This window comes from Brevundimonas sp. T2-11 (assembly GCF_055397675.1).
On record NZ_AP027920.1, the window covers coordinates 3164108 to 3183512 of the forward strand.

Here is a 19405-nt window from a genome sequence, read left to right on the forward strand (position 1 = left end):
GCCGTACCAGCCCTTTTGGGACGGCCGAGGGGGGAGACGAGGATGCCGCACGCCGCCTGGACCGAACTGGAGGCCGCTGCCCGCCGCGACGCCGACGCCCGCATCAGCGATCAGTTCGCCGCCGATACCGACCGCCTGACTCGCCTGTCGCTCGACGCCGCCGGCCTGCACCTGGACCTCTCCAAGCAGAGCTGGACCCGAGGCGGCTTCGAGGCGGCCCTGGACCTGGCCCGCGCCGCCGACGTCGAGGGCCGGCGGGCCGCCTTGTTCGGCGGCGAGGCCGTCAACGCCACCGAGGGCCGGGCCGTGCTGCACCCGGCCCTGCGTGCGCGGGACGGAGCCGCCTTCCACGCCCTGGGCGAGCCTGTCTCGGCCGAGGTGGACGCCGTGCGCGGCCAGATGCGCGACTACGCCCACGCCGTTCGGTCCAGCCTTGAGACGGGCGCGACCGGCCGTCCGTTCAAAACCGTGGTCCATATCGGGATCGGCGGGTCGGACCTGGGGCCGCGCCTGATCTGGGACGCCCTGCGCCCGCTCGAGCCGACCATCGACATCCGTTTCGTCGCCAACATCGATCCGCGCGACATGGCCGAGGCCCTGGCCGGCCTCGATCCCGAAACCACCCTGGTCGTGGTCGTGTCCAAGACCTTCACCACCCAGGAAACCCTGGCCAACGCCGAGGCCGCCAAGGCCTGGCTGGCCGCCGCCCTGCCCGCCGAGGGCATGGAGCGGCACTTCATCGGCGTCACCGCCGCGCCGGAACGCGCCGCCGCCTTCGGCTGCGGCCGCACCTTCGCCTTCCGGGACTGGGTCGGGGGCCGCTACTCCCTGTGGTCGGCCGTCAGCCTGTCGTGCGTCATCGGTCTGGGCTGGGAGGTGTTCCAGGGCTTCCTCGACGGCGCCGCTTCCCTGGACCGGCACTTCCTCGAGGCCCCGCTGGAGCGCAACGCCCCGGTCCTGATGGCCCTGGCCCAGATCTACAACGTCGACGGCCTGCACCGCCCCGCGCGCACCGTCGCCCCCTATGCCCACGGCCTGCGCCGCCTGCCGGCCTTCCTGCAGCAGCTGGAGATGGAGTCCAACGGCAAGCGGGTGCGCCGCGATGGTTCGCCGGTCGGTCGCCAGACCTGCCCCGTCGTCTTCGGCGAGCCCGGCACCAACGGCCAGCACGCCTTCTTCCAGCAGATTCATCAGGGCCCCCAGGTGGTCCCGGCCGAGTTCGTCATCGTCGCCTCGACGGACGGGACGACCTCGGAAAGTCCGCTCTGGGCCAACGCCCTGGCCCAGGGTCAGGCCCTGATGCAGGGCAAGAGCGAGGCCCAGGCCCACGCCGAACTGATCGCAAGCGGCGCGTCCGAAACCGAGGCCGACGCCCTGGCGCCGCACAAGACCTTCCCCGGGAACCGCCCTTCAACCGCCATCCTGATGGAGCGGCTGACGCCGCAGAGCCTGGGAGCCCTGATCGCCCTCTATGAACACAAGACCTTCGTCGAGGGCGTGATCTGGGACATCAACAGCTTCGACCAGTGGGGCGTGGAACTGGGCAAGGTCCTGGCCAGGGCCGTGCTGACGGACGTGGCGGCGGGCGCCCCCTCGCCTGACCTGGACCCCTCGACCGCCGCCCTGCTCGCCCGGCTGCTGAAGTGACCGTCGTCGCGATGGCCTGGCAGAGGCTGGAGGGCCTGGCCCTTCTGGCCGTTTCGGTCCTGGCCTATGCGCGGTTCGGCGAGGGCTGGCTGCTGTTCGCCGTCCTCTTCCTGACGCCGGATCTGTCCTTCTTCGGCTATCTGGCCGGGCCGCGCATCGGGGCCTGGGCCTACAACCTCGCCCACAGCCTGATCGGGCCCCTGCTGCTGGCGGCGGCCGGTGGGCTGACCGGCGACGAACTGTTCGTCGCCCTCGCCCTGATCTGGCTGGCCCACATCGGCTTCGATCGCGCCCTCGGCTACGGCCTCAAGTCTTCAGACAGCTTCAGCGTCACCCATCTGGGCCTGATCGGAGCCGCGCGTCGGGATCGACGCGCGGCCGCCTGACCCGCAATAGGGGTCGATGCTGCGCCCGGCCGTCGCTGCTGACGACGCAGACCGAGCGATAAGAGCCAGTCCCCGCGCAATGCTTGCACGACAGTTTCCACCAGGGGCGGAACCTCTACAGCAGGGCTGCCGTTTCACGGCCTCAACCAGGAAGCTCCCCATGTTCAAATCCCTTCTCCTCGCGGCCCTGATGGCCACGGCCTTGCCTGCGACCGCTCAGGACCACAGCCGCACCGAAAGGGTCCAGTTCGCGCGCGGCGCCTCCTCAGCCACCCTGCAGGGCAACATCCACGGCTATGACACCGTCGACTATGTGCTGGGCGCGCGCGGCGGGCAGACGCTGAACGTGCGCCTGCAACCCACCAACGCCTCGGCCTATTTCAACGTCACCAAACAGGGCGCGGACGAGGCCCTGTTCGTCGGTTCGACCTCGGGCGATCGGTTCAGCGGTCGCCTGCCGTCCAGCGGCGACTACGTCGTACGGGTCTATCTGATGCGCAACGCCGCCCGTCGCGACGAGCACGCCAACTACAGGCTGACCATCGGCGTTCGTTGATCGCCCATGAAAAAGGCCCGGCGACGCCGCCGGGCCTTCAGTCATCGAGCGCCGGAACCTACCAGCGGCGATCGTAGCGGTAGTCGCGATCGCGACGGTTCTGATGGCTGCGCCACTCGCCGTGGTTCCGCCAGTAGCGGCCGTCACGATAGTAGCCCCGATCATTGTCGCGGCCCTGGTAACGGCCGTTGTAATAGCCGTCACGGCTGTTGATGCCGTGCTCGCGTTCCCAATGGCCCTGGTTCCGATAGCAGCGGCCGCCACGGTAATAATCGCAGTTGTCGCGGTCGTTGTCCGAGGCCACGGCGCCCAGGGCCGCGCCGGCCAGGGCGCCGCCGGCGATATAGCGTCCGTCGCCCTGACCGATCAGGGCGCCGGCCACGCCGCCGACGACAGCCCCGAGCACAGCGTCACGGCCGGTGTTGTCGCGGTCGCGATCACGATAGTTCTGGGCGGCGGCAGGAGTGACGGCCAGCATGGTCAGAGCAACAGCGCCGACGCCGATCTTGGAAATGGTCTTCATGGCGGGGCTCCTTTCGAAAGCCGGTTGATCCGTTGTCCCCTTTCTAGGGAGCCCCCGCTGAACGACCCCAAGGGGTCCCGTTCATATTCAAGTCATCTGGCGCTGTCCCGCCCTAGTGTCCGGCCGGGTACTGCATGGCCACGCTCACCTGGGCGTCGCCGCTCGCCGGCACGGTGAACTTGACCTGATCGAAGGTCGGGGCGCCCCTCAGGGTCTCGCCGCGAAACATGGCCCAGCCCTCGGCGGGCATGCCGTTGGCCAGGGCCATCTGCTGGTCGCCGTTCAGGTCATGCAGGACCGAGACGGAATAGTCGCCCGGCGGCACGTCCTTGAGGGTCACGACCCGGGTCCCGGCTGTGGGCGTCTTGATGATCTCGCCGTGGTCGCCCGCCTGCTTCAGAAACTGGGCGGACGTCTGCAGCCCGACCAGAAGATCGCCGCCGCGCGCCTGGACGCCGGTGACGGTGATGACGACGTCTCCGGCCAGGGCGGAACCGGCCCCCATCAGCACGAAGGACGACAGGGCCGCGGCCAGGGCCGCCTTGTGAATCTTTTGCATGTCTCTCTCCTCCCTTCGCGCCCGGCGCCGATGTGCGCCTGACCTCACGAAGACAATGAACTTTGTAATTTAAAGTTCTTGGAGTCAAGAGGCCAAAATCCGTCGCTGTTTCTCCCTCCTCGCCTTGACGCCCCGGAGCCGCCCTCCTACTTGCCCGATGCGTTAGCACTCTCGCCGGCCGGCTGCCAAAGCGGCGGTCGCGGGGGCGCCGCCCACCATTTCAGAACGCCCCGCTTCGGGGGTTTAAGAGGGAGAAGTCCGATGGCGTTTCGTCCGCTCGGCGATCGCGTGCTGGTCAAGCGCGTGGAAGAGGAATCCAAGACCAAGGGCGGGATCATCATCCCCGACACGGCCAAGGAAAAGCCCCAGGAAGGCGAAGTCGTCGCCGTGGGCCCCGGCGTCCGTGACGAAGACGGCAAGCACGTCGCTCTGGAACTGAAGGCCGGCGACCGCATCCTGTTCGGCAAGTGGTCGGGCACGGAAGTGAAGATCGACGGCGAAGACCTGATCATCATGAAGGAATCCGACGTCCTGGGCGTGCTGTCCTAAGCACCCGACGTTCTGCTTTCTTCAATAAACTCATTCAGATAGGAGCTGCCCGATGGCCGCTAAGATCGTAAAGTTCAACACCGACGCCCGCGACAAGATGCTGAAGGGCGTCAACGTCCTGGCTGACGCCGTCAAGGTGACCCTGGGTCCGAAGGGCCGCAACGTCGTGATCCAGAAGTCCTTCGGCGCCCCGCGCTCGACCAAGGACGGCGTCTCGGTCGCCAAGGAAATCGAGCTGGAAGACGCCTTCGAGAACATGGGCGCCCAGATGATCCGCGAAGTCGCCTCCAAGGCGAACGACAACGCGGGCGACGGCACCACCACCGCCACCGTCCTGGCCCAGGCCATCGTGCAAGAGGGCCTGAAGGCCGTCGCCGCCGGCATGAACCCGATGGACCTGAAGCGCGGCATCGACCAGGCCGTCGCCGTGGCCCTGGACGAGGTCAAGTCGATCTCCAAGCCCGTCGCCAACAACTCCGAAATCGCCCAGGTCGGCACCATCTCGGCCAACGGCGATGAAGAAATCGGCGCGCTGATCGCCCAGGCCATGGCCAAGGTCGGCAACGAAGGCGTCATCACGGTCGAAGAAGCCAAGACGGCTGAAACCACCGTCGACATCGTCGAAGGCATGCAGTTCGACCGCGGCTACCTGTCGCCCTACTTCATCACCAACGCCGACAAGATGGAGGTCGCCCTCGAAGAGCCCCTCATCCTGCTCCACGAGAAGAAGCTGACCTCGCTGCAGCCCATGCTGCCGGTGCTGGAAGCCGTGGTTCAGTCGGGCCGTCCCCTGCTGATCATCGCCGAGGACATCGAAGGCGAAGCCCTGGCCACCCTGGTGGTCAACAAGCTGCGCGGCGGCCTGCGCGTCGCCGCCGTCAAGGCTCCGGGCTTCGGCGACCGCCGCAAGGCCATGCTGGAAGACATCGCCATCCTGACGGGCGGCCAGGTCATCTCGGAAGATCTCGGCATCAAGCTTGAAACTGTCACCCTCGACATGCTCGGCAAGGCCAAGAAGGTCCAGATCACCAAGGACGACACCACCATCGTCGAAGGTTCGGGCGAGAAGGACGGCATCGAGGCTCGCGTCGGCCAGATCAAGCGTCAGATCGAGGACACCACCTCGGACTACGACCGCGAGAAGCTGCAAGAGCGTCTGGCCAAGCTGGCCGGCGGCGTCGCCGTCCTGCGCGTCGGCGGTTCGACCGAAGTCGAAGTGAAGGAAAAGAAGGACCGCGTCGACGACGCCCTGAACGCGACCCGCGCCGCTGCCGATGAAGGCATCGTCCCGGGCGGCGGCGTGGCCCTGCTGCAAGCCTCGAAGAAGCTGGCCGACCTGAAGGGCTCCAACGCCGATCAGAACGCCGGCATCGCCATCGTCCGTCGCGCCCTGCAGGCTCCGATCCGTCAGATCTCGGAAAACTCGGGCGTCGAAGGCTCGATCGTGGTCGGCAAGGTCATGGACTCGACCGACGCCTCGTTCGGCTTCAACGCCCAGACCGAAGAGTACGGCGACCTCGTCCAGATGGGCGTGATCGACCCGGCCAAGGTCGTGCGTTCGGCTCTGAAGTCGGCCGCCTCGGTCGCCGGCATCATGATCACGACGGAAGCCGCCATCGCTGACGCGCCCAAGAAGGCCTCGGCCGGCGGCGCCCCCGACATGGGCGGTATGGGCGGCATGGGCGGCATGGACTTCTAAGTCCGCGCCACCTCACGCTGAGACGACGAAAGGGCGGGATCCACGGATCCCGCCCTTTTTTTCGTTCGACCATGTCCTCGGCTTCGGGCCGCGCCCGGACGCGCTCTTAGTGCTGGCTTTCCGGCAGGCGCACGATCAGGCCGTCCAGGTCGTCGCTGACGCGAATCTGGCAGGACAGGCGGCTGTTCGGCTCGACGTTCTCGGCGAAGTCGAGCATCGACTCCTCCATGGCCGAAGGACGACCCGTTTCCGAGGCGAAGTTCTCGTCGACATAGACGTGGCAGGTGGCGCAGGCGCAGGCGCCGCCGCAGTCGGCGTCGATGCCCGGCACATTGTTGCGGATCGCGCCTTCCATGACGGACAGGCCGTTCTTGACCTCGACCGTGTGCTCGGTCCCGTCGTGCTCGATGTAGGTGATCTTGGCCATGCAGGCGTCTTAGCCCAGGCCGCGCCGGAGGCAAGCCCCGGCGGACGGCGGGCATGAAAAACCCCCGGAGCCTGACGGCGCCGGGGGCTGTTCGGATGGCGAAGCCTGAAGGATCAGGCCGCCGCGCGCTTGCGGCTCGGCGCGACCATCAGCTTCTTGGTCTCGGCGATCGCCTTGGCCGGGTTCAGCCCCTTGGGGCAGACCTGGGCGCAGTTCATGATCGTGTGGCAGCGATACAGCTTGAAGGGGTCCTCGAGGTCGTCGAGGCGCTTCTGGGTCGCGTCGTCACGGCTGTCCGAGATCCAGCGGAACGACTGCAGCAGAGCCGCCGGGCCGAGATACTCTTCCTGGTTCCACCAGTAGCTGGGGCAGGAGGTGGAGCAGCAGGCGCACAGGATGCACTCGTACAGGCCGTCCAGCTTCTCGCGGTCGGCGGGCGACTGCAGACGCTCCTTCTCCGGGTCCGGCTCGTCGGACTGGAGGTAGGGCTGGATCGAGTCGTACTGGGCGTAGAACAGCGACAGGTCCGTCACCAGGTCCTTGACCACCGGCTGGTGCGGCAGGGGGGAGATGGTGATGTTGTGCGACGAGCACTCGTCCCAGCCCTTGGTGCAGGCCAGGGTGTTGCGACCGTCGATGTTCATCGAGCACGAGCCGCAGATGCCCTCGCGGCACGAGCGACGGAAGGACAGGGTCGGGTCGATCTCGTTCTTGATGTGGATCAGGGCGTCCAGAAGCATGGGGCCGTGATCGTCGGACGAGACCTCGTAGCTGTCCCAGCGCGGATCGGAATCCGTTTCCGGGTCATAGCGATAGACCTTGTAGGTCTTGACGTTCTTGGCGCCGGCCGGGGCCTTGTGGACCTTGCCGGTCGTGGGCTTGGAGCCGCGCGGGAGGGTGAGTTGAACCATCTGCCTGCTCCCTTAGTAGACCCGAGCCTTGGGCTCGATGTAGGCGACTTCGTCGGACATCGTGTACTTGTGCACCGGACGATAATCGATCTGGACGCCTTCGCCCGGACGCTTCCAGGCCAGGGTGTGTTTCATCCAGTTGACGTCGTCGCGGTCCGGATAGTCCTCGCGGGCGTGGGCGCCGCGCGATTCCGTGCGGTTGGCCGCGCCTTCGATGGTGACCAGAGCCTGGGCGATCAGGTTGTCGTACTCCAGCGTCTCCATCAGATCCGTATTCCAGATCAGGCCGCGATCGGTGGTCTTGATGTCGGCGCCGGCGGCGTCGATCGAGCGCAGCTTCTGAACGCCTTCGTCCAGGGTCTTGCCGGTGCGGAAGACGGCGGCGTCCGACTGCATGGCGCGCTGCATCTCAAGGCGCAGCTTGGCGGTCGGGGTCGAACCCGAGGCGTTGCGGAAGCGGTCGAGGCGGGCCAGGTGGGCGTCGGTGGTCGCCTTGGGCGCAGCCGGGACGGCCGAGGCCTTGTCCACGACCTCGCCGCAGCGCAGGCCGACGGCGCGGCCGAACACGACCAGGTCGGTCAGCGAGTTGGAGCCCAGGCGGTTGGCGCCGTGCACCGAGACGCAGGCGGCTTCGCCCACGGCCATCAGGCCCGGAACCACGCTGTCGGGGTTGCCGTCGCGCAGCGTCAGCACCTCGCCGTGGTAGTTCGTCGGGATGCCGCCCATGTTGTAGTGGACGGTCGGCAGGACCGGGATCGGCTCCTTGGTCACGTCGACGCCGGCGAAGATCTTGGCCGACTCCGAGATGCCCGGCAGGCGGGCGTGCAGGATCTTGGGATCCAGGTGATCCAGGTGCAGGAAGATGTGGTCCTTGTTCGGACCCACGCCGCGACCTTCGCGGATTTCGATGGTCATGGAGCGGCTGACCATGTCGCGCGGGGCCAGGTCCTTCACGGTCGGCGCATAGCGCTCCATGAAGCGTTCGCCTTCCGAGTTGGTCAGATAGCCGCCCTCGCCGCGGGCGCCCTCGGTGATCAGGCAGCCGGCGCCATAGATGCCGGTCGGGTGGAACTGCACGAACTCCATGTCCTGCAGCGGCAGGCCGGCGCGCAGCACCATGGCGTTGCCGTCGCCGGTGCAAGTGTGGGCCGAGGTGGCCGAGAAGTAGGCGCGGCCGTAACCGCCGGTCGCCAGCACCACCATCTTGGCGCGGAACTGGTGCAGTTGGCCGGTGTCGAGCTGCAGGGCGGTGACGCCAGTGCAGGCGCCGTCCTGCATGATCAGGTCCAGGGCGAAGTATTCGACGAAGAACTTCACTTCGCGGCGGACCGACTGGCCGTACAGGGTGTGCAGGATGGCGTGGCCGGTGCGGTCGGCGGCGGCGCAGGTGCGCTGCACCGGGCCTTCGCCGAAGTTGCGGGTCATGCCGCCGAAGGCGCGCTGGTAGATCTTGCCTTCTTCGGTGCGCGAGAAGGGCACGCCCCAGTGTTCCAGCTCGTAGACGGCCTTGGGCGCGTTACGGACCAGGTATTCGATGGCGTCCTGGTCGCCCAGCCAGTCCGACCCCTTGACGGTGTCGTACATGTGCCACTGCCAGCTGTCCTCGCCCATGTTGCCGAGCGAGGCGGAGATGCCGCCCTGGGCCGCAACGGTGTGCGAGCGCGTGGGGAAGACCTTGGTGACGCAGGCGACCTTCAGGCCCTGTTGCGCCGCGCCCAAGGCGGCACGGAGACCCGAACCGCCCGCGCCGACGACGACGACGTCGTATTCGTGATCGATAAGCTCGTAAGCAGCCATGACGGGATCAGACTCCGGCGGGCAGCGGGGCGGAGCCCATCGCCACACGCACGATGAAGAAGATGCTGGCGGCGGCCAGCACCAGGAAGACGAGGTTCGACAGGTTGATCAGGGTCGTCCGGGCCGAGGGCGTCGGGACGTAGTCCTCGATGATCACCTTCCAGGCCAGGCTGGCGAACAGGAAGAAGACGATGGCGGTCAGGCCCAGCAGGCCGGCGTTCAGGGCGTTGCCGAACCAGGCGAGCACGGCCTCATAGCCGGCGCCGGCCAGGGTGAAGCCCGACGACAGGACCCACAGGCCCAGCGGCATCAGGGCCAGCAGGGCCAGCTTCTCGATCTTCCACTCGCCGGCGCCGTGGCGCTCCGAGATCTTCACATGGTTCTTGAACTTGGGGGCGGCGCTCACAGCGAAACCTTTCCGGCGGCGAACAGGACGACCCAGAACAGCATGGTCAGGACCAGGGGGCCCCAGACGGCGATGTTGGCCATCAGATTGGCGGACTTCAGATCAAGGCCCTTGCCGGCGTCGTTGATCAGGTGGCGGGCGCCGTTCAGCAGGAAGGAGAAGACCACCAGCGACAGGCCGAACCAGATGAAGAGACCAAAGGGCGAGGCCGAGCAGGCCAGAACCTTGGCGTAGGCCTCGGGCCCCGCCGCGACCGCCGCGACCCAGGCCAGCAGCAGGACGGCGCCGACCGTGGCCGCGCCAATGGTGACGCGGAACAGGATGGAGGCCGTCATGGTGATGTGCCACCGCCAGACGTCGGTGAAGGGCGACATCGGCGCCACATGGCCATTGGGATGGCGGACGTAGCGGCCAGTGGGGTCGCCCGCACCCTGGGGAAGGTTCGACATGCGAATGGTTCTCAAAAAACCTGTGGAAAAACAGGTCCGGTTGCAGTGCGATAGGCTTTAGTGACCGCAAAGGCCGGGTGTCAACGAACCGGGCCGGATAAGCGGCGCTGATCGCAATTTCCTGATCAGGCCTCGCGAATCGCTCGCAACAAGACCTCTCGATCGGGCTCCGCCAGCCGCACGGCGCCGGGGCGGCCCCAGATCGGGTCGGGCCACAGGCCGTCGTCGCGGCGGCGGCCGACGACATGGACGTGAAGCTGGCGGGTGACGTTGCCCAGGGCCGCCGTGTTCAGCTTGTCGATGGGGCGTCCCGCCGCGTCGGCGAGGGCGCGCACCACCTCTCCGGCCCGCACCACCTCTTCCATAAGGACCGCACGCTGTTCCGCGGTCAGATCGTCCAGTTCGACCGCCCCCTCGACGCGGGGCAGCAGGATCAGCCAGGGGAAACGGGCGTCGTCCTGCAGCCGGACCTGGCACAGGGGCCAATCGACGGCGAAGACGGATCCGGCCTCAAAGGCGGGGTCAGCTTTGAATTCAGTCATGTCAGATGCTCGTCCTCGAACCAGCGCAGGCGATAGGCGTTCATCGCCGTCGTCGCCAGCCGGGTCGTCAGCCGCCAGTTGACCACGGCCCCGACCGGCGCCCCGATGACCGGGATCAGCTGGGCCAGTTTGGCCAGGTCGATGTAGTCCCGGTACTCCAGCTGGAACTTGCGCCAGTCGAAGTCCTGGATGCGTTCGGGCTGGTGCAGGCCGCGTCCCGCCGCCTCCAGCGCGGACAGGGCCTCGGGCCGATGCTTGGCGCTGGAAAAGGCCAGCTGGAAGATGCGCAGCAGATAGAGCCGCTCCGCCAGGCTCTTGCCCGAGTGGCCGTAAAGGGCGCCGATCTCGGCCAGCAGCTTGACCTTGATGGCCAGAAGGGCCGGGAAGTCCGCCGCCGCCAGCAGGAAGCCGCCCGCCCCCGCCACCCCGCCCTCGGCGCTGGCCGTGGTGCGATAGAGGTCGATGCGGGTGCGGATCAGGTCTTCGCGCGTCCTCAGGTCGCCGTGCAGCAGGGGCTTGGCCGTGGTCCATTCAGCCCCGGCCATGATGCCCCGCGTGGTCAGCTCGACGCCGGAGGTGACGATCTGATGCACCCGTTCGGGGATGATCCTGTTGATCCGGTCCTGGGCGGCGCGGGTGGTCGTGTCCCACAGGCCGGGACGACGCAGCTGGCGTTCACGCCAGGCTTCGGCTTCCCCGAGGACGCGGGCTTCATATTGTCGGTCGTCTTCCGTGGCGGTCATCATGCCCCTCTGGATGCGGCGACCCTCGCAGGGGCCGACCAAAGGCGCAACGCCCGGCGCTTGCTCCCGCTCCCTTGCGGGTCTAGACCGCCCGCCATCGAGTACCGTTTCGCACACGCAACATCGACTGGAGAGACCTGTATGGCTCGCGCGAAGATCGCCCTCATCGGCGCCGGAATGATCGGCGGAACCCTGGCCCACGTGGCCGCGCGCGAAGCGCTGGGCGACGTCATCCTGTTCGACATCGCCGAAGGCACGCCGCAAGGCAAAGCCCTCGACATCGCCGAAGCCTCGGCCGTCTTCGGTCAGGACGTGGCCCTGAAGGGCGCCAACGACTACGCCGACATCGCGGGCGCCGACGTCTGCATCGTCACCGCCGGCGTGCCGCGCAAGCCGGGCATGAGCCGCGACGACCTGATCGGCATCAACCTGAAGGTCATGAAGGCCGTCGGCGAAGGCATCAAGGCCCACGCCCCCAACGCCTTCGTCATCTGCATCACCAACCCGCTCGACGCCATGGTCTGGGCCCTGCAGAAGTTCTCGGGCCTGCCCAAGGAGAAGGTCGTGGGCATGGCCGGCGTGCTGGACTCGGCCCGCTTCGCCTACTTCCTGGCTGAAAAGACCGGCGTCTCGGTGCAGGACATCCACGCCTGGACCCTGGGCGGTCACGGCGACGACATGGTGCCGATGGTGCGCCACTCGACCGTCGGCGGCCTGCCGCTGCCGGACGCCGTCGCCGCCGGCTTCCTGTCGCAAGCCGACCTGGACGCCATCGTCGAGCGCACCCGCAAGGGCGGCGGCGAGATCGTGGCCCTGCTGAAGACCGGCTCGGCCTTCTACGCCCCGGCCGAAAGCGCGATTGCGATGGCCAAGTCCTACCTGCTGGACCAGAAGCGCGTCCTGCCTTGCGCCGTCTGGCTGTCGGGCGAGTACGGCCTGTCCGATCTTTACGTGGGCGTCCCGGCCCTGATCGGCGCCGCCGGCGTCGAGAAGATCGTCGAGTTCACCACCAACGACGACGAGAAGGCCATGTTCGCCAAGTCGGTCGAGTCGGTGAACGGCCTGATCCAGGCCTGCAAGGACATTGAGCCGTCGCTGGCTTAAGCCAACGAAGGGGCGCTATCGCGCGGCTCGCGGAGCCGCGCTGCTTGAGCGCTTAAGCGTTTGAATACGGAAGGGGTCGCGCTGGAAGGTGCGGCCCTTTTTCGTGCGCCATCGCTTGAAGCCGCTCATCCCGGCGTCCGCCGGGGGGGCGGGGCAAGGCTCAGGCGTGAACCGCCTCCGCCTCCACTTCGTCGTCCTCGCCCCGCTGTTCCAGCCACGAGGCGCTGCGCATCTCGTTCAGGCGCGACACCGTGCGCTCGAATTCGAAGGCGCCGACGCCCTCGGCGTAGAGGGCTTCCGGCTCGGCCTCGGCCAGGACCACCAGCCGGGTCTTCGCCTCATAGAGCGCGTCGATCAGGGTCACCAGGCGCCGCGCCTCATGGTGGTTGGCGGGGCTGAGGGTCGGGACGTCGGACAGGAAGAGGGTGTGGAAGCGCCGGGCGATCGCCAGATAGTCCTGCGGTCCCAGCGGCGACCCGCACAACTCGTTGAAGCTGGCCCGCGCCATGCCGCCGACCGTGCGCTGCACCCGAACCTGACGGCCCAGGACGGGCAGGGCGACGGGTTCTTCCGGCTCGCCGCCCCTGAGGTCCGACCACAGGGTCTCGAAGCCGTCACGCGCCGCCTCGTCCAGCGGCGAGAACCAGACCTTGGCCCCCGCCATGCGGTCCAGACGGAAGTCCCGCGCTCCCGCCGTCTCCACCACCTCGCAACGCTCGCGCAGGATGTCGATGAAGGGCAGGAAGAGCTGGCGGTTGATGCCGTTCTTGTAGAGGTCTTCCGGCGCGCGGTTCGAGGTGACGGCCAGAACCACCCGCTTCTCGAACAGGGCCTCGAACAGCCGGCCCAGGATCATGGCGTCGGCGATGTCGGTGACCTGCAGCTCGTCAAAGCACAGCAGGCGGGCTTCGGAGGCGATCAGGGCCGCGATCGGCGGAATGGGGTCGTCGCCCTTGCTGGTCCCGAACACGGCCTTGCGGGTGCGACTGTCGCCGTCCCGCCACTGTTTCACCAGGTCGTGGATGCGGGCCATGAAGGCGTGGAAGTGGGCGCGCACCTTCTTCTGCTCGGGCGTGGCCGAATAGAAGAGGTCCATCAGCATCGACTTGCCGCGCCCCGGTGGTCCCCAGATGTAGATGCCCCTGACCTCGGGCGGGCGGCCGAACAGGCCCTTCTTCGACAGGTCCGCTTCCAGCCTTTCCAGCGCGGTCAGGAGGTCCAGTTGCTGAGGATCAGGGGCGATGACGCCCTCTTCGACGCGGATGTCGTAGGCGTTGCGGATGCGGGAGGTCATGGTCAGCGGCATAGCCCCAAGGGGCGGATCAGGAAAGGCGGAGCGGTTTCATGCCTTCTGAAGCGGCAATTTGGCGAAAACCGGTTGCTTCGCGCCTGCGAAAGACCCAAATGCAGAACCGCTTTTCTCCCCAACGCCCTTACAAGGATATTTTCATCATGGGCTATCGCGTCGCCATCGTGGGCGCCACCGGCAATGTCGGCCGGGAAATGCTGAACATCATCGAGGAGCTGAACTTCCCGGTCGATAAAATGCATGCGATCGCCTCGCGAAAATCCAAGGGCGTCGAGGTGGCCTTCGGCGACAAGACGCTGAAGTGCGAGGACCTGGAGCAGTTCGACTTCTCGACCGTGGACGTGGTGCTGATGAGCGCCGGCGGCTCGGTGTCCAAGGCCTGGTCGGAAAAGATCGGCAAGGCCGGTCCCATCGTCATCGACAACTCCTCGGCCTTCCGCATGGACCCGGACGTGCCGCTGATCGTGCCGGAAGTGAACCCGGACGCGGTCAAGGACGCGAAGAAGAAGAACATCGTCGCCAACCCCAACTGCTCGACGGCCCAGCTGGTCGTGGCGCTGAAGCCCCTGCATGACGCGGCCAAGGTGAAGCGCGTGGTGGTCTCGACCTATCAGTCCGTGTCGGGCGCCGGCAAGGAAGGCATGGACGAGCTGTGGAACCAGACCAAGGCCATCTACGGCCTGGGCGACGCCACGCCCAAGAAGTTCCCCAAGCAGATCGCCTTCAACGTCATTCCCTACATCGGGTCGTTCAACGACGACGGCTACACCGATGAAGAAGCCAAGATGTGGAACGAGACGCACAAAATGATCGACCCGTCGATCAAGCTGACCGTGACCTGCGTCCGCGTGCCGGTCTTCGTCGGCCACTCAGAGGCGGTGACGGTCGAGTTCGATCGCCCGATCGAGCCGGACGAGGCCCGCGAGATCCTGCGCGAGGCCCCGGGCGTCCTGGTCGTCGATAAGCTGGAGCACGACGGCTACATCACCCCGGTCGACGTCGCCGGCGAGCACGCCGTCTATGTCAGCCGCATCCGCAAGGACCCGACCGTCAAGAACGGCCTGAGCTTCTGGGTCGTTGGCGACAACCTGCGCAAGGGCGCGGCTCTGAACGCCGTCCAGATCGCCCAGCTGCTGGACGAGACCGGGACCATCACCCCGTCCAGCGGCTATCGCAGCCTGACTGTGTAAGAAGGGGCCCCTGACGCCCCGCGCGCGGCGCGGGGTTGCTTGAGGGGCTTTGTGTTTCTCTTGAAGCCTCCGTCGCGCATGCCTGCGGCGGAGGTCGAAAGGTCCGCCGTGACCGCGTCCCCCTCCCCGACCTCGTCCGAAGCCCGCGCCGCCCTGATGGCGGGGGTGGGCTGCTATCTGCTTTGGGGCTTCATCCCCCTGGTCTTCCAGCAGATGGCGCATCAGGGCGCCGACGCCTGGGAGATCATGGGCCACCGCGCCGTCTGGGGCGTGCTGTGGGCCCTGTTGCTGGTGCTGATCGCCCGCCAGTGGACGCAAGTTCTAGCCGTTTTCCGCCAGCCCAAGGTGCTGGGCTGGCTGGCCCTGTCGGCGGTGCTGATCGCCACCAACTGGACCACCTATGTGGTGGCGGTGAACAATGGGCGGACGCTGGACGCCTCGCTCGGCTACTATCTCAATCCCCTGCTCAACATGGCCGCCGGAGCCTGGCTGTTCCGTGAACGGATCGACCGCTTCGGCGCCGCCGCCATCGGTCTGGCGGCCGTCGGCGTGGTGCTGCAGACCCTGGCGCTTGGCCACGCCCCCTGGGTGTCCCTGCTGCTGGCCTTCAGCTTCGCGGCCTATGGCATTATCCGCAAGCGCGTCTCGGTCGACGCCCAGACGGGGCTGTTCATGGAGTGTCTGCTACTGGCCGCGCCCGGCCTGGCCTGGGTCATCTTCATCGAGGCGACGGGTCAGGGGCATTTCATCGCCTCGCCCGCCGCCACCTTCTGGCTGCTGTTCGCCGGTCCGGCGACCGTCATCCCGCTGGCCCTCTTCGCCTGGGCGGCGCGGCGGATGCCCCTGTCCAGCATGGGCTTCCTTCAGTTCCTGGCCCCGACCATCGTCTTCTTCATCGGCATGGTTCAGGGCGAGGCTCTGGGGGCGCTGCGCATCGCCTCCTTCGCCTTCATCTGGCTGGGCGCCGTCGTCTTCGCCGTCGGCGCTGTGCTCAAGGTGCGCCGCGCCAGCCGCACCGCCGAGACGATCGTCGCGCCTGAACCCGGCCTGCTGGATGACCCGGCCGAGGACCGCATGGCGGCCCTGGACGAGGAAGCGCGTCCTTCGCGTTGAGATCGGACGCGGTTCCAGCCTAGAAAGGGCGATGATCCGCGCTCGCCCTCTCGCCGCCCTCGCCCGCTCCCTCGTCGTGGCCGTCGCCCTGGCGACCGGTTCGACCGCCTGCGCCCAGAGCGTCGGTGGGGATGAGGTCATCCGCACCGCCCGGACCGAAGCGCCTGCGCCGCTGGCGCCGCCGGTCGCCGTGCCGACCACTGCCGAGACCTTCGACGCGGTCAGCAACACCCTGGACGCCGCCGCCGAGGCCTGGTCCTCGGGCGACGTCGAGGCGGTCATGGCCACCTATGTTCAGGACGAGCCTCTACTGGTTTTTCTGGGGGACACCCCGCTGAAGGGGCCGGACAGCGTGCGCGCCGCGCTTCAGGCCCGCGCCGCCCAGCCCGGCGGCCTGGGCCAGATGACCTATGAGTGGTTCGAGACTCTGCAGTTCGACGTCAACACCACCGTGGTCTCGGGCCGGGTAGTCATGCGCCGCGAAGGCAAGACCGATCGCGGCCTGTTCACCCGCGTTCTGCGGCGCACCGAGGACGGCTGGCGCATCGTCCACGACCAGCTGGCCTGGGGGCCGAACGCCTGACCAACGTCTAAAGGGCCGCGTAGAGGGCTTCGATCAGACGCAGGGCGCGCGGGTCGCCGATCAGGTGCGGTGACTGGCGGGTCATGACATAGGCCGCCGAAACCCCCGTCGCCGGATCGGCGAAAGCCATCGACCCGCCCCAACCGCAGTGACCCACGGCCTCCGGATTGGGTCCGAAGACGTTCAGGCCCGCGTTGCGCGTGAAGCCTGCGCCCCAGCTCATGACATAGGGCAGGACCTTGTCCTGACCGTGGATGCGTTCGCGCGTGGCCTGGGTCAGGGTCTGCTGCGACAGGACGGACAGGTCATCCAGCGCGCCGCCGGTGGCGATGATCGACATCATCCGCGCCAGATCCTTCGCCGTGCCATGCAGGTTAGCCGAGGGGATTTCCGCCATCCGCCATTCGGTCGAGCCGCGTCCGCCCGGCGCCGAACCACGATCCAGGAAGGCGGCCTTCTTGATCACGTCGATGGGGCCGAGGTCCGGGGCGGCCGCCGGTTTGCGAAGCTGGGCCACCCGCCCATGCTCGCTCTCGGGCAGGCCGATCCACAGGTCCAGATCAAAGGGCCGGGCGAAGTCCTCGCGCAGAGCCGTCCCCATGCTGCGTCCATCGACGATGCGGAACAGCTCACCCGCCAGATAGCCGATGGTGATGGGATGATAGCCCGAGGCCGTCCCTGGCTCCCATAGCGGGGCCTGAGCCGCCAGCCGGTCCAGCACCGCCTGGCGGTCGAACCAGATCTCGGGCTCGACCCCGCCGTCGAAGCCGGGCAAGCCCGACTGGTGGCTCATCAACTGGCCGACGGTCAGGCGGTCCTTGCCCGCCGCCCCGAAAGCGGGCCAGTGGTCCGCGACCCGGTCCTCATAGGACAGAAGACCCTTGTCCACGCAGCGCGCGATCATCAGGGCCATGACCGCTTTGCCGGTCGAGAAGACCGGAACCAGGCTCTTGTCGGTGAAAGGCTGGCTTCCCGCCAGATCAGCCGACCCGGCCCATAGATCGACCGCGACCTCGCCGTCGATGGTCACGCTGAACCGCGCCGCCAGCTCGTTCAGCCCCTCGGGGGCGTCGGTGAAGTTGGCGGCGAAGGCGTCCTTCACCGCATTGAAACGGGCGGGGCAGAGGCCGTGGATTTCGGGCGTTTGGGTCATGCCGGGGGTCTAGCGCGTCGGGCGCTTCAGGTCACGGCTTGCGGGCGGCCGCTGAAGCGTTGCGCGCCGCCTCGAACTCGTCGCCCGGCTTCCACGCGGGCCAGTCGCGCGAGTTGGCCAGGGCGGAACCGACCTCGTACAGCAGCTGAACATCGGCGGCGGCGGCGTCCATCTTCCATTCCGGCGTCCATTCGTCCGTCGGCTGATGATAGCGGTTGGCCACATAGTCCCGGCTGGCGGCATTATGGCCGGTGAAGCCCGCTGCAGCGAACAGAGCCGGCACGCCCTTCCTCGCCAGCGGGAAGTGGTCCGAGCGATAGAAGGCCCCGGCCTGGGGCGCAGGGTCGGGGATCAGGCGACGGCCCTCGCGTCCGGCGAAGACGGCCAGCCGGTCGTCCAGATCATTCTTGCCCGCGCCGATGACGACGATGTTGGGGTCGATCTCGGTTCCCGGCAGCAGGCTGTCCATATTGATGTTGGCCACCGTGGTCTCCAGCGGCCAGACCGGATTGGCGGCGTAGTATTCCGCGCCCAGCAGGCTGGTCTCCTCGGCGGCCCAGCTGACGAAGACGGTCGAGCGTTCGGGGCGCGGGCCTTCGGCGAACAGGCGGGCCAGCTCCAGCACCGCGGCGACGCCCGTCGCGTTGTCCACGGCGCCGTTATAGATGTCGTCGCCGTTCTTGGGCGTGGCGCGGCCATAGGCGTCCCAGTGGGCGCCGAACATGACCGTTTCGTCCGGGTGGGCCGCGCCCGGCAGGCGGGCGATGACGTTGCGGGTCTGCACCCGGTCCGCCTTCTGGCCGAAGTCGATGGACATGGTGACGCCGTCCAGCGCCACAGGGCGGAAGTCAGGCGTGCGCGCCTGAGCCTTCAGCGCCTCGAAGTCGAGGCCGGCGTCCTGGAACAGTTTTTCGGCGACCGCGCCCTGGATCCAGCCCTGGGCCGCGACGCGTTCCTTGTCCGGATCGGCGCGGACGATGTCGAACTTGGGCGCCGTCGAGGAGTTTTGCAGCGTCGACCAGGGATAGCCCGCGCCCGGCGTGTCGTGGATGACCAAGACGCCCGCCGCTCCGTGCGCCGCCGCGACCTGGAACTTGTAGGTCCAGCGGCCATAGAAGGTCATGGCCTGACCGTCGAACTTGCCGGCGACCGGATGGCCTTCCGGCGCGCCGAAGTCGGGGTCGTTGACCAGAACCAGCATGATCTTGCCGGCCAGATCGACGCCCTTGTAGTCGTCCCAGCCGCGCTCGGGCGCATCGACGCCATAGCCGACGAAGACCAGGGGCGCGTCCTTGAGCGAGATGTGGCTGACCGGGCGGTCCGAGGAGACGATGACGTCGGTCGCGCGCTGCAGGGCGGTGCTCTGACCATTCGCCGTGACGCTGATCGTCGCCGGGCCGTCCTGGCTGGTGCGGCTGACCTGGGCCACCTGCACCCAGGACCCGTCGGGGCCGCCGGGTTCGAGCCCGAGCGCCTGAAACTGTTGCGTCAGCCATTCGATGGTGCGGTCTTCGCCCGGCGTGACCGGGGCGCGACCCTCGAACTCGTCCGAGGCCAGAACCCGTGTCGCCTCGCTGAGCCGGACCGGATCGACACGGCCGATCGAGGGCTGAGTCTGCGCCAGCGCCGAGGTCGAGGTCATCAGGGCGGCGATCAGGCCGAGGGCGGCGGAACGGGACATCGACATGAAGCGCACTCGAACAGCTTGAGAAGGCGAACACGCTGCCCCCTGGCGATCCGGCTGTCGAGCCCTGCCTTG

The 19405-nt window shown here is 67.6% G+C and carries 21 protein-coding genes; 9 read left to right on the forward strand and 12 right to left on the reverse strand.

Annotated elements, in window-relative coordinates:
- Positions 1 to 42 precede the first annotated feature (42 nt).
- The 3 genes from pgi (at position 43) to ACZ5XO_RS15240 (ending at position 2589) form a co-directional block, all read left to right on the forward strand.
- Positions 43 to 1647 (forward strand): glucose-6-phosphate isomerase, encoded by a 1605-nt coding sequence (pgi, locus tag ACZ5XO_RS15230; protein WP_464163228.1) that lies wholly within the window; start codon positions 43 to 45, stop codon positions 1645 to 1647.
- Positions 1644 to 2033, forward strand: a complete 390-nt coding sequence (locus tag ACZ5XO_RS15235; protein WP_464163229.1) for a DUF4260 domain-containing protein — start codon at positions 1644 to 1646, stop codon at positions 2031 to 2033. Before pgi ends, ACZ5XO_RS15235 begins: the two co-directional genes overlap by 4 nt.
- Positions 2034 to 2193: 160 nt before the next feature.
- Entirely contained in the window at positions 2194 to 2589 is a 396-nt protein-coding gene (locus tag ACZ5XO_RS15240; protein WP_464163230.1) for a hypothetical protein, read from the forward strand.
- Positions 2590 to 2647: 58 nt separating this feature from the next.
- Here the strand turns inward: ACZ5XO_RS15240 and ACZ5XO_RS15245 are convergent, their stop codons facing one another.
- Entirely contained in the window at positions 2648 to 3112 is a 465-nt protein-coding gene (locus ACZ5XO_RS15245; RefSeq protein ID WP_207824383.1) for a hypothetical protein, read from the reverse strand.
- Between the two features lie 112 nt (positions 3113 to 3224).
- Entirely contained in the window at positions 3225 to 3671 is a 447-nt protein-coding gene (locus tag ACZ5XO_RS15250; protein ID WP_464163231.1) for a DUF2141 domain-containing protein, read from the reverse strand.
- Between the two features lie 261 nt (positions 3672 to 3932).
- On the opposite strand from ACZ5XO_RS15250, the gene groES reads away from it, so the two are divergent.
- On the forward strand, positions 3933 to 4220 hold the full coding sequence (gene groES, locus ACZ5XO_RS15255; RefSeq protein WP_003167913.1) for a co-chaperone GroES: 288 nt from the start codon (positions 3933 to 3935) through the stop codon (positions 4218 to 4220).
- Positions 4221 to 4272: 52 nt separating this feature from the next.
- A complete protein-coding gene (groL, locus tag ACZ5XO_RS15260; protein WP_464163232.1) occupies positions 4273 to 5919 on the forward strand; it encodes a chaperonin GroEL in 1647 nt (548 codons plus the stop codon).
- Between the two features lie 106 nt (positions 5920 to 6025).
- On the opposite strand, the gene ACZ5XO_RS15265 is transcribed toward groL, so the two are convergent.
- The 7 genes from ACZ5XO_RS15265 to ACZ5XO_RS15295 all read right to left on the reverse strand — a co-directional run bounded on the left by ACZ5XO_RS15265 (position 6026) and on the right by ACZ5XO_RS15295 (position 11194).
- Positions 6026 to 6346: a 2Fe-2S iron-sulfur cluster-binding protein gene (locus tag ACZ5XO_RS15265; protein WP_464163233.1), complete on the reverse strand. Its 321-nt coding sequence runs from the start codon at positions 6344 to 6346 to the stop codon at positions 6026 to 6028.
- A gap of 113 nt (positions 6347 to 6459) precedes the next feature.
- Positions 6460 to 7257, reverse strand: coding sequence for a succinate dehydrogenase iron-sulfur subunit (locus tag ACZ5XO_RS15270; RefSeq protein ID WP_312781574.1), 798 nt, complete (start codon positions 7255 to 7257; stop codon positions 6460 to 6462).
- Between the two features lie 12 nt (positions 7258 to 7269).
- Positions 7270 to 9054, reverse strand: coding sequence for a succinate dehydrogenase flavoprotein subunit (sdhA, locus tag ACZ5XO_RS15275; RefSeq protein WP_312781573.1), 1785 nt, complete (start codon positions 9052 to 9054; stop codon positions 7270 to 7272).
- A 7-nt stretch (positions 9055 to 9061) separates the two neighbouring features.
- On the reverse strand, positions 9062 to 9460 hold the full coding sequence (locus ACZ5XO_RS15280) for a succinate dehydrogenase, hydrophobic membrane anchor protein (protein ID WP_314428753.1): 399 nt from the start codon (positions 9458 to 9460) through the stop codon (positions 9062 to 9064).
- On the reverse strand, positions 9457 to 9909 hold the full coding sequence (sdhC, locus tag ACZ5XO_RS15285) for a succinate dehydrogenase, cytochrome b556 subunit (protein ID WP_464163234.1): 453 nt from the start codon (positions 9907 to 9909) through the stop codon (positions 9457 to 9459). Before sdhC ends, ACZ5XO_RS15280 begins: the two co-directional genes overlap by 4 nt.
- Positions 9910 to 10034: 125 nt before the next feature.
- On the reverse strand, positions 10035 to 10451 hold the full coding sequence (locus ACZ5XO_RS15290; protein ID WP_464163235.1) for an HIT domain-containing protein: 417 nt from the start codon (positions 10449 to 10451) through the stop codon (positions 10035 to 10037).
- Positions 10448 to 11194, reverse strand: a complete 747-nt coding sequence (locus tag ACZ5XO_RS15295) for an EcsC family protein (RefSeq protein ID WP_464163236.1) — start codon at positions 11192 to 11194, stop codon at positions 10448 to 10450. The genes ACZ5XO_RS15290 and ACZ5XO_RS15295 overlap by 4 nt, the downstream gene beginning before the upstream one ends.
- Positions 11195 to 11335: 141 nt before the next feature.
- Here ACZ5XO_RS15295 and mdh point away from each other — a divergent pair, with 141 nt between their 5' ends.
- Positions 11336 to 12298 (forward strand): malate dehydrogenase, encoded by a 963-nt coding sequence (mdh, locus tag ACZ5XO_RS15300; RefSeq protein WP_300197549.1) that lies wholly within the window; start codon positions 11336 to 11338, stop codon positions 12296 to 12298.
- 160 nt (positions 12299 to 12458) lie between these two features.
- Here the strand turns inward: mdh and zapE are convergent, their stop codons facing one another.
- Positions 12459 to 13592: a cell division protein ZapE gene (gene zapE, locus ACZ5XO_RS15305; RefSeq protein WP_464163237.1), complete on the reverse strand. Its 1134-nt coding sequence runs from the start codon at positions 13590 to 13592 to the stop codon at positions 12459 to 12461.
- Between the two features lie 158 nt (positions 13593 to 13750).
- Here zapE and ACZ5XO_RS15310 point away from each other — a divergent pair, with 158 nt between their 5' ends.
- The 3 genes from ACZ5XO_RS15310 (at position 13751) to ACZ5XO_RS15320 (ending at position 16493) form a co-directional block, all read left to right on the forward strand.
- Positions 13751 to 14797 carry an aspartate-semialdehyde dehydrogenase gene (locus ACZ5XO_RS15310; protein WP_464163238.1) on the forward strand — a complete coding sequence of 349 codons (1047 nt, stop codon included), beginning with the start codon at positions 13751 to 13753 and terminating at the stop codon, positions 14795 to 14797.
- 108 nt (positions 14798 to 14905) lie between these two features.
- Positions 14906 to 15910, forward strand: coding sequence for an EamA family transporter RarD (gene rarD / locus ACZ5XO_RS15315; RefSeq protein ID WP_464163239.1), 1005 nt, complete (start codon positions 14906 to 14908; stop codon positions 15908 to 15910).
- Between the two features lie 31 nt (positions 15911 to 15941).
- Positions 15942 to 16493: a YybH family protein gene (locus tag ACZ5XO_RS15320; protein WP_464163240.1), complete on the forward strand. Its 552-nt coding sequence runs from the start codon at positions 15942 to 15944 to the stop codon at positions 16491 to 16493.
- A 7-nt stretch (positions 16494 to 16500) separates the two neighbouring features.
- Here the strand turns inward: ACZ5XO_RS15320 and ACZ5XO_RS15325 are convergent, their stop codons facing one another.
- Entirely contained in the window at positions 16501 to 17646 is a 1146-nt protein-coding gene (locus tag ACZ5XO_RS15325; protein WP_464163241.1) for a serine hydrolase domain-containing protein, read from the reverse strand.
- 31 nt (positions 17647 to 17677) lie between these two features.
- Positions 17678 to 19333 carry a M28 family peptidase gene (locus ACZ5XO_RS15330; RefSeq protein ID WP_464163242.1) on the reverse strand — a complete coding sequence of 552 codons (1656 nt, stop codon included), beginning with the start codon at positions 19331 to 19333 and terminating at the stop codon, positions 17678 to 17680.
- Between the last annotated feature and the right edge of the window lie 72 nt (positions 19334 to 19405).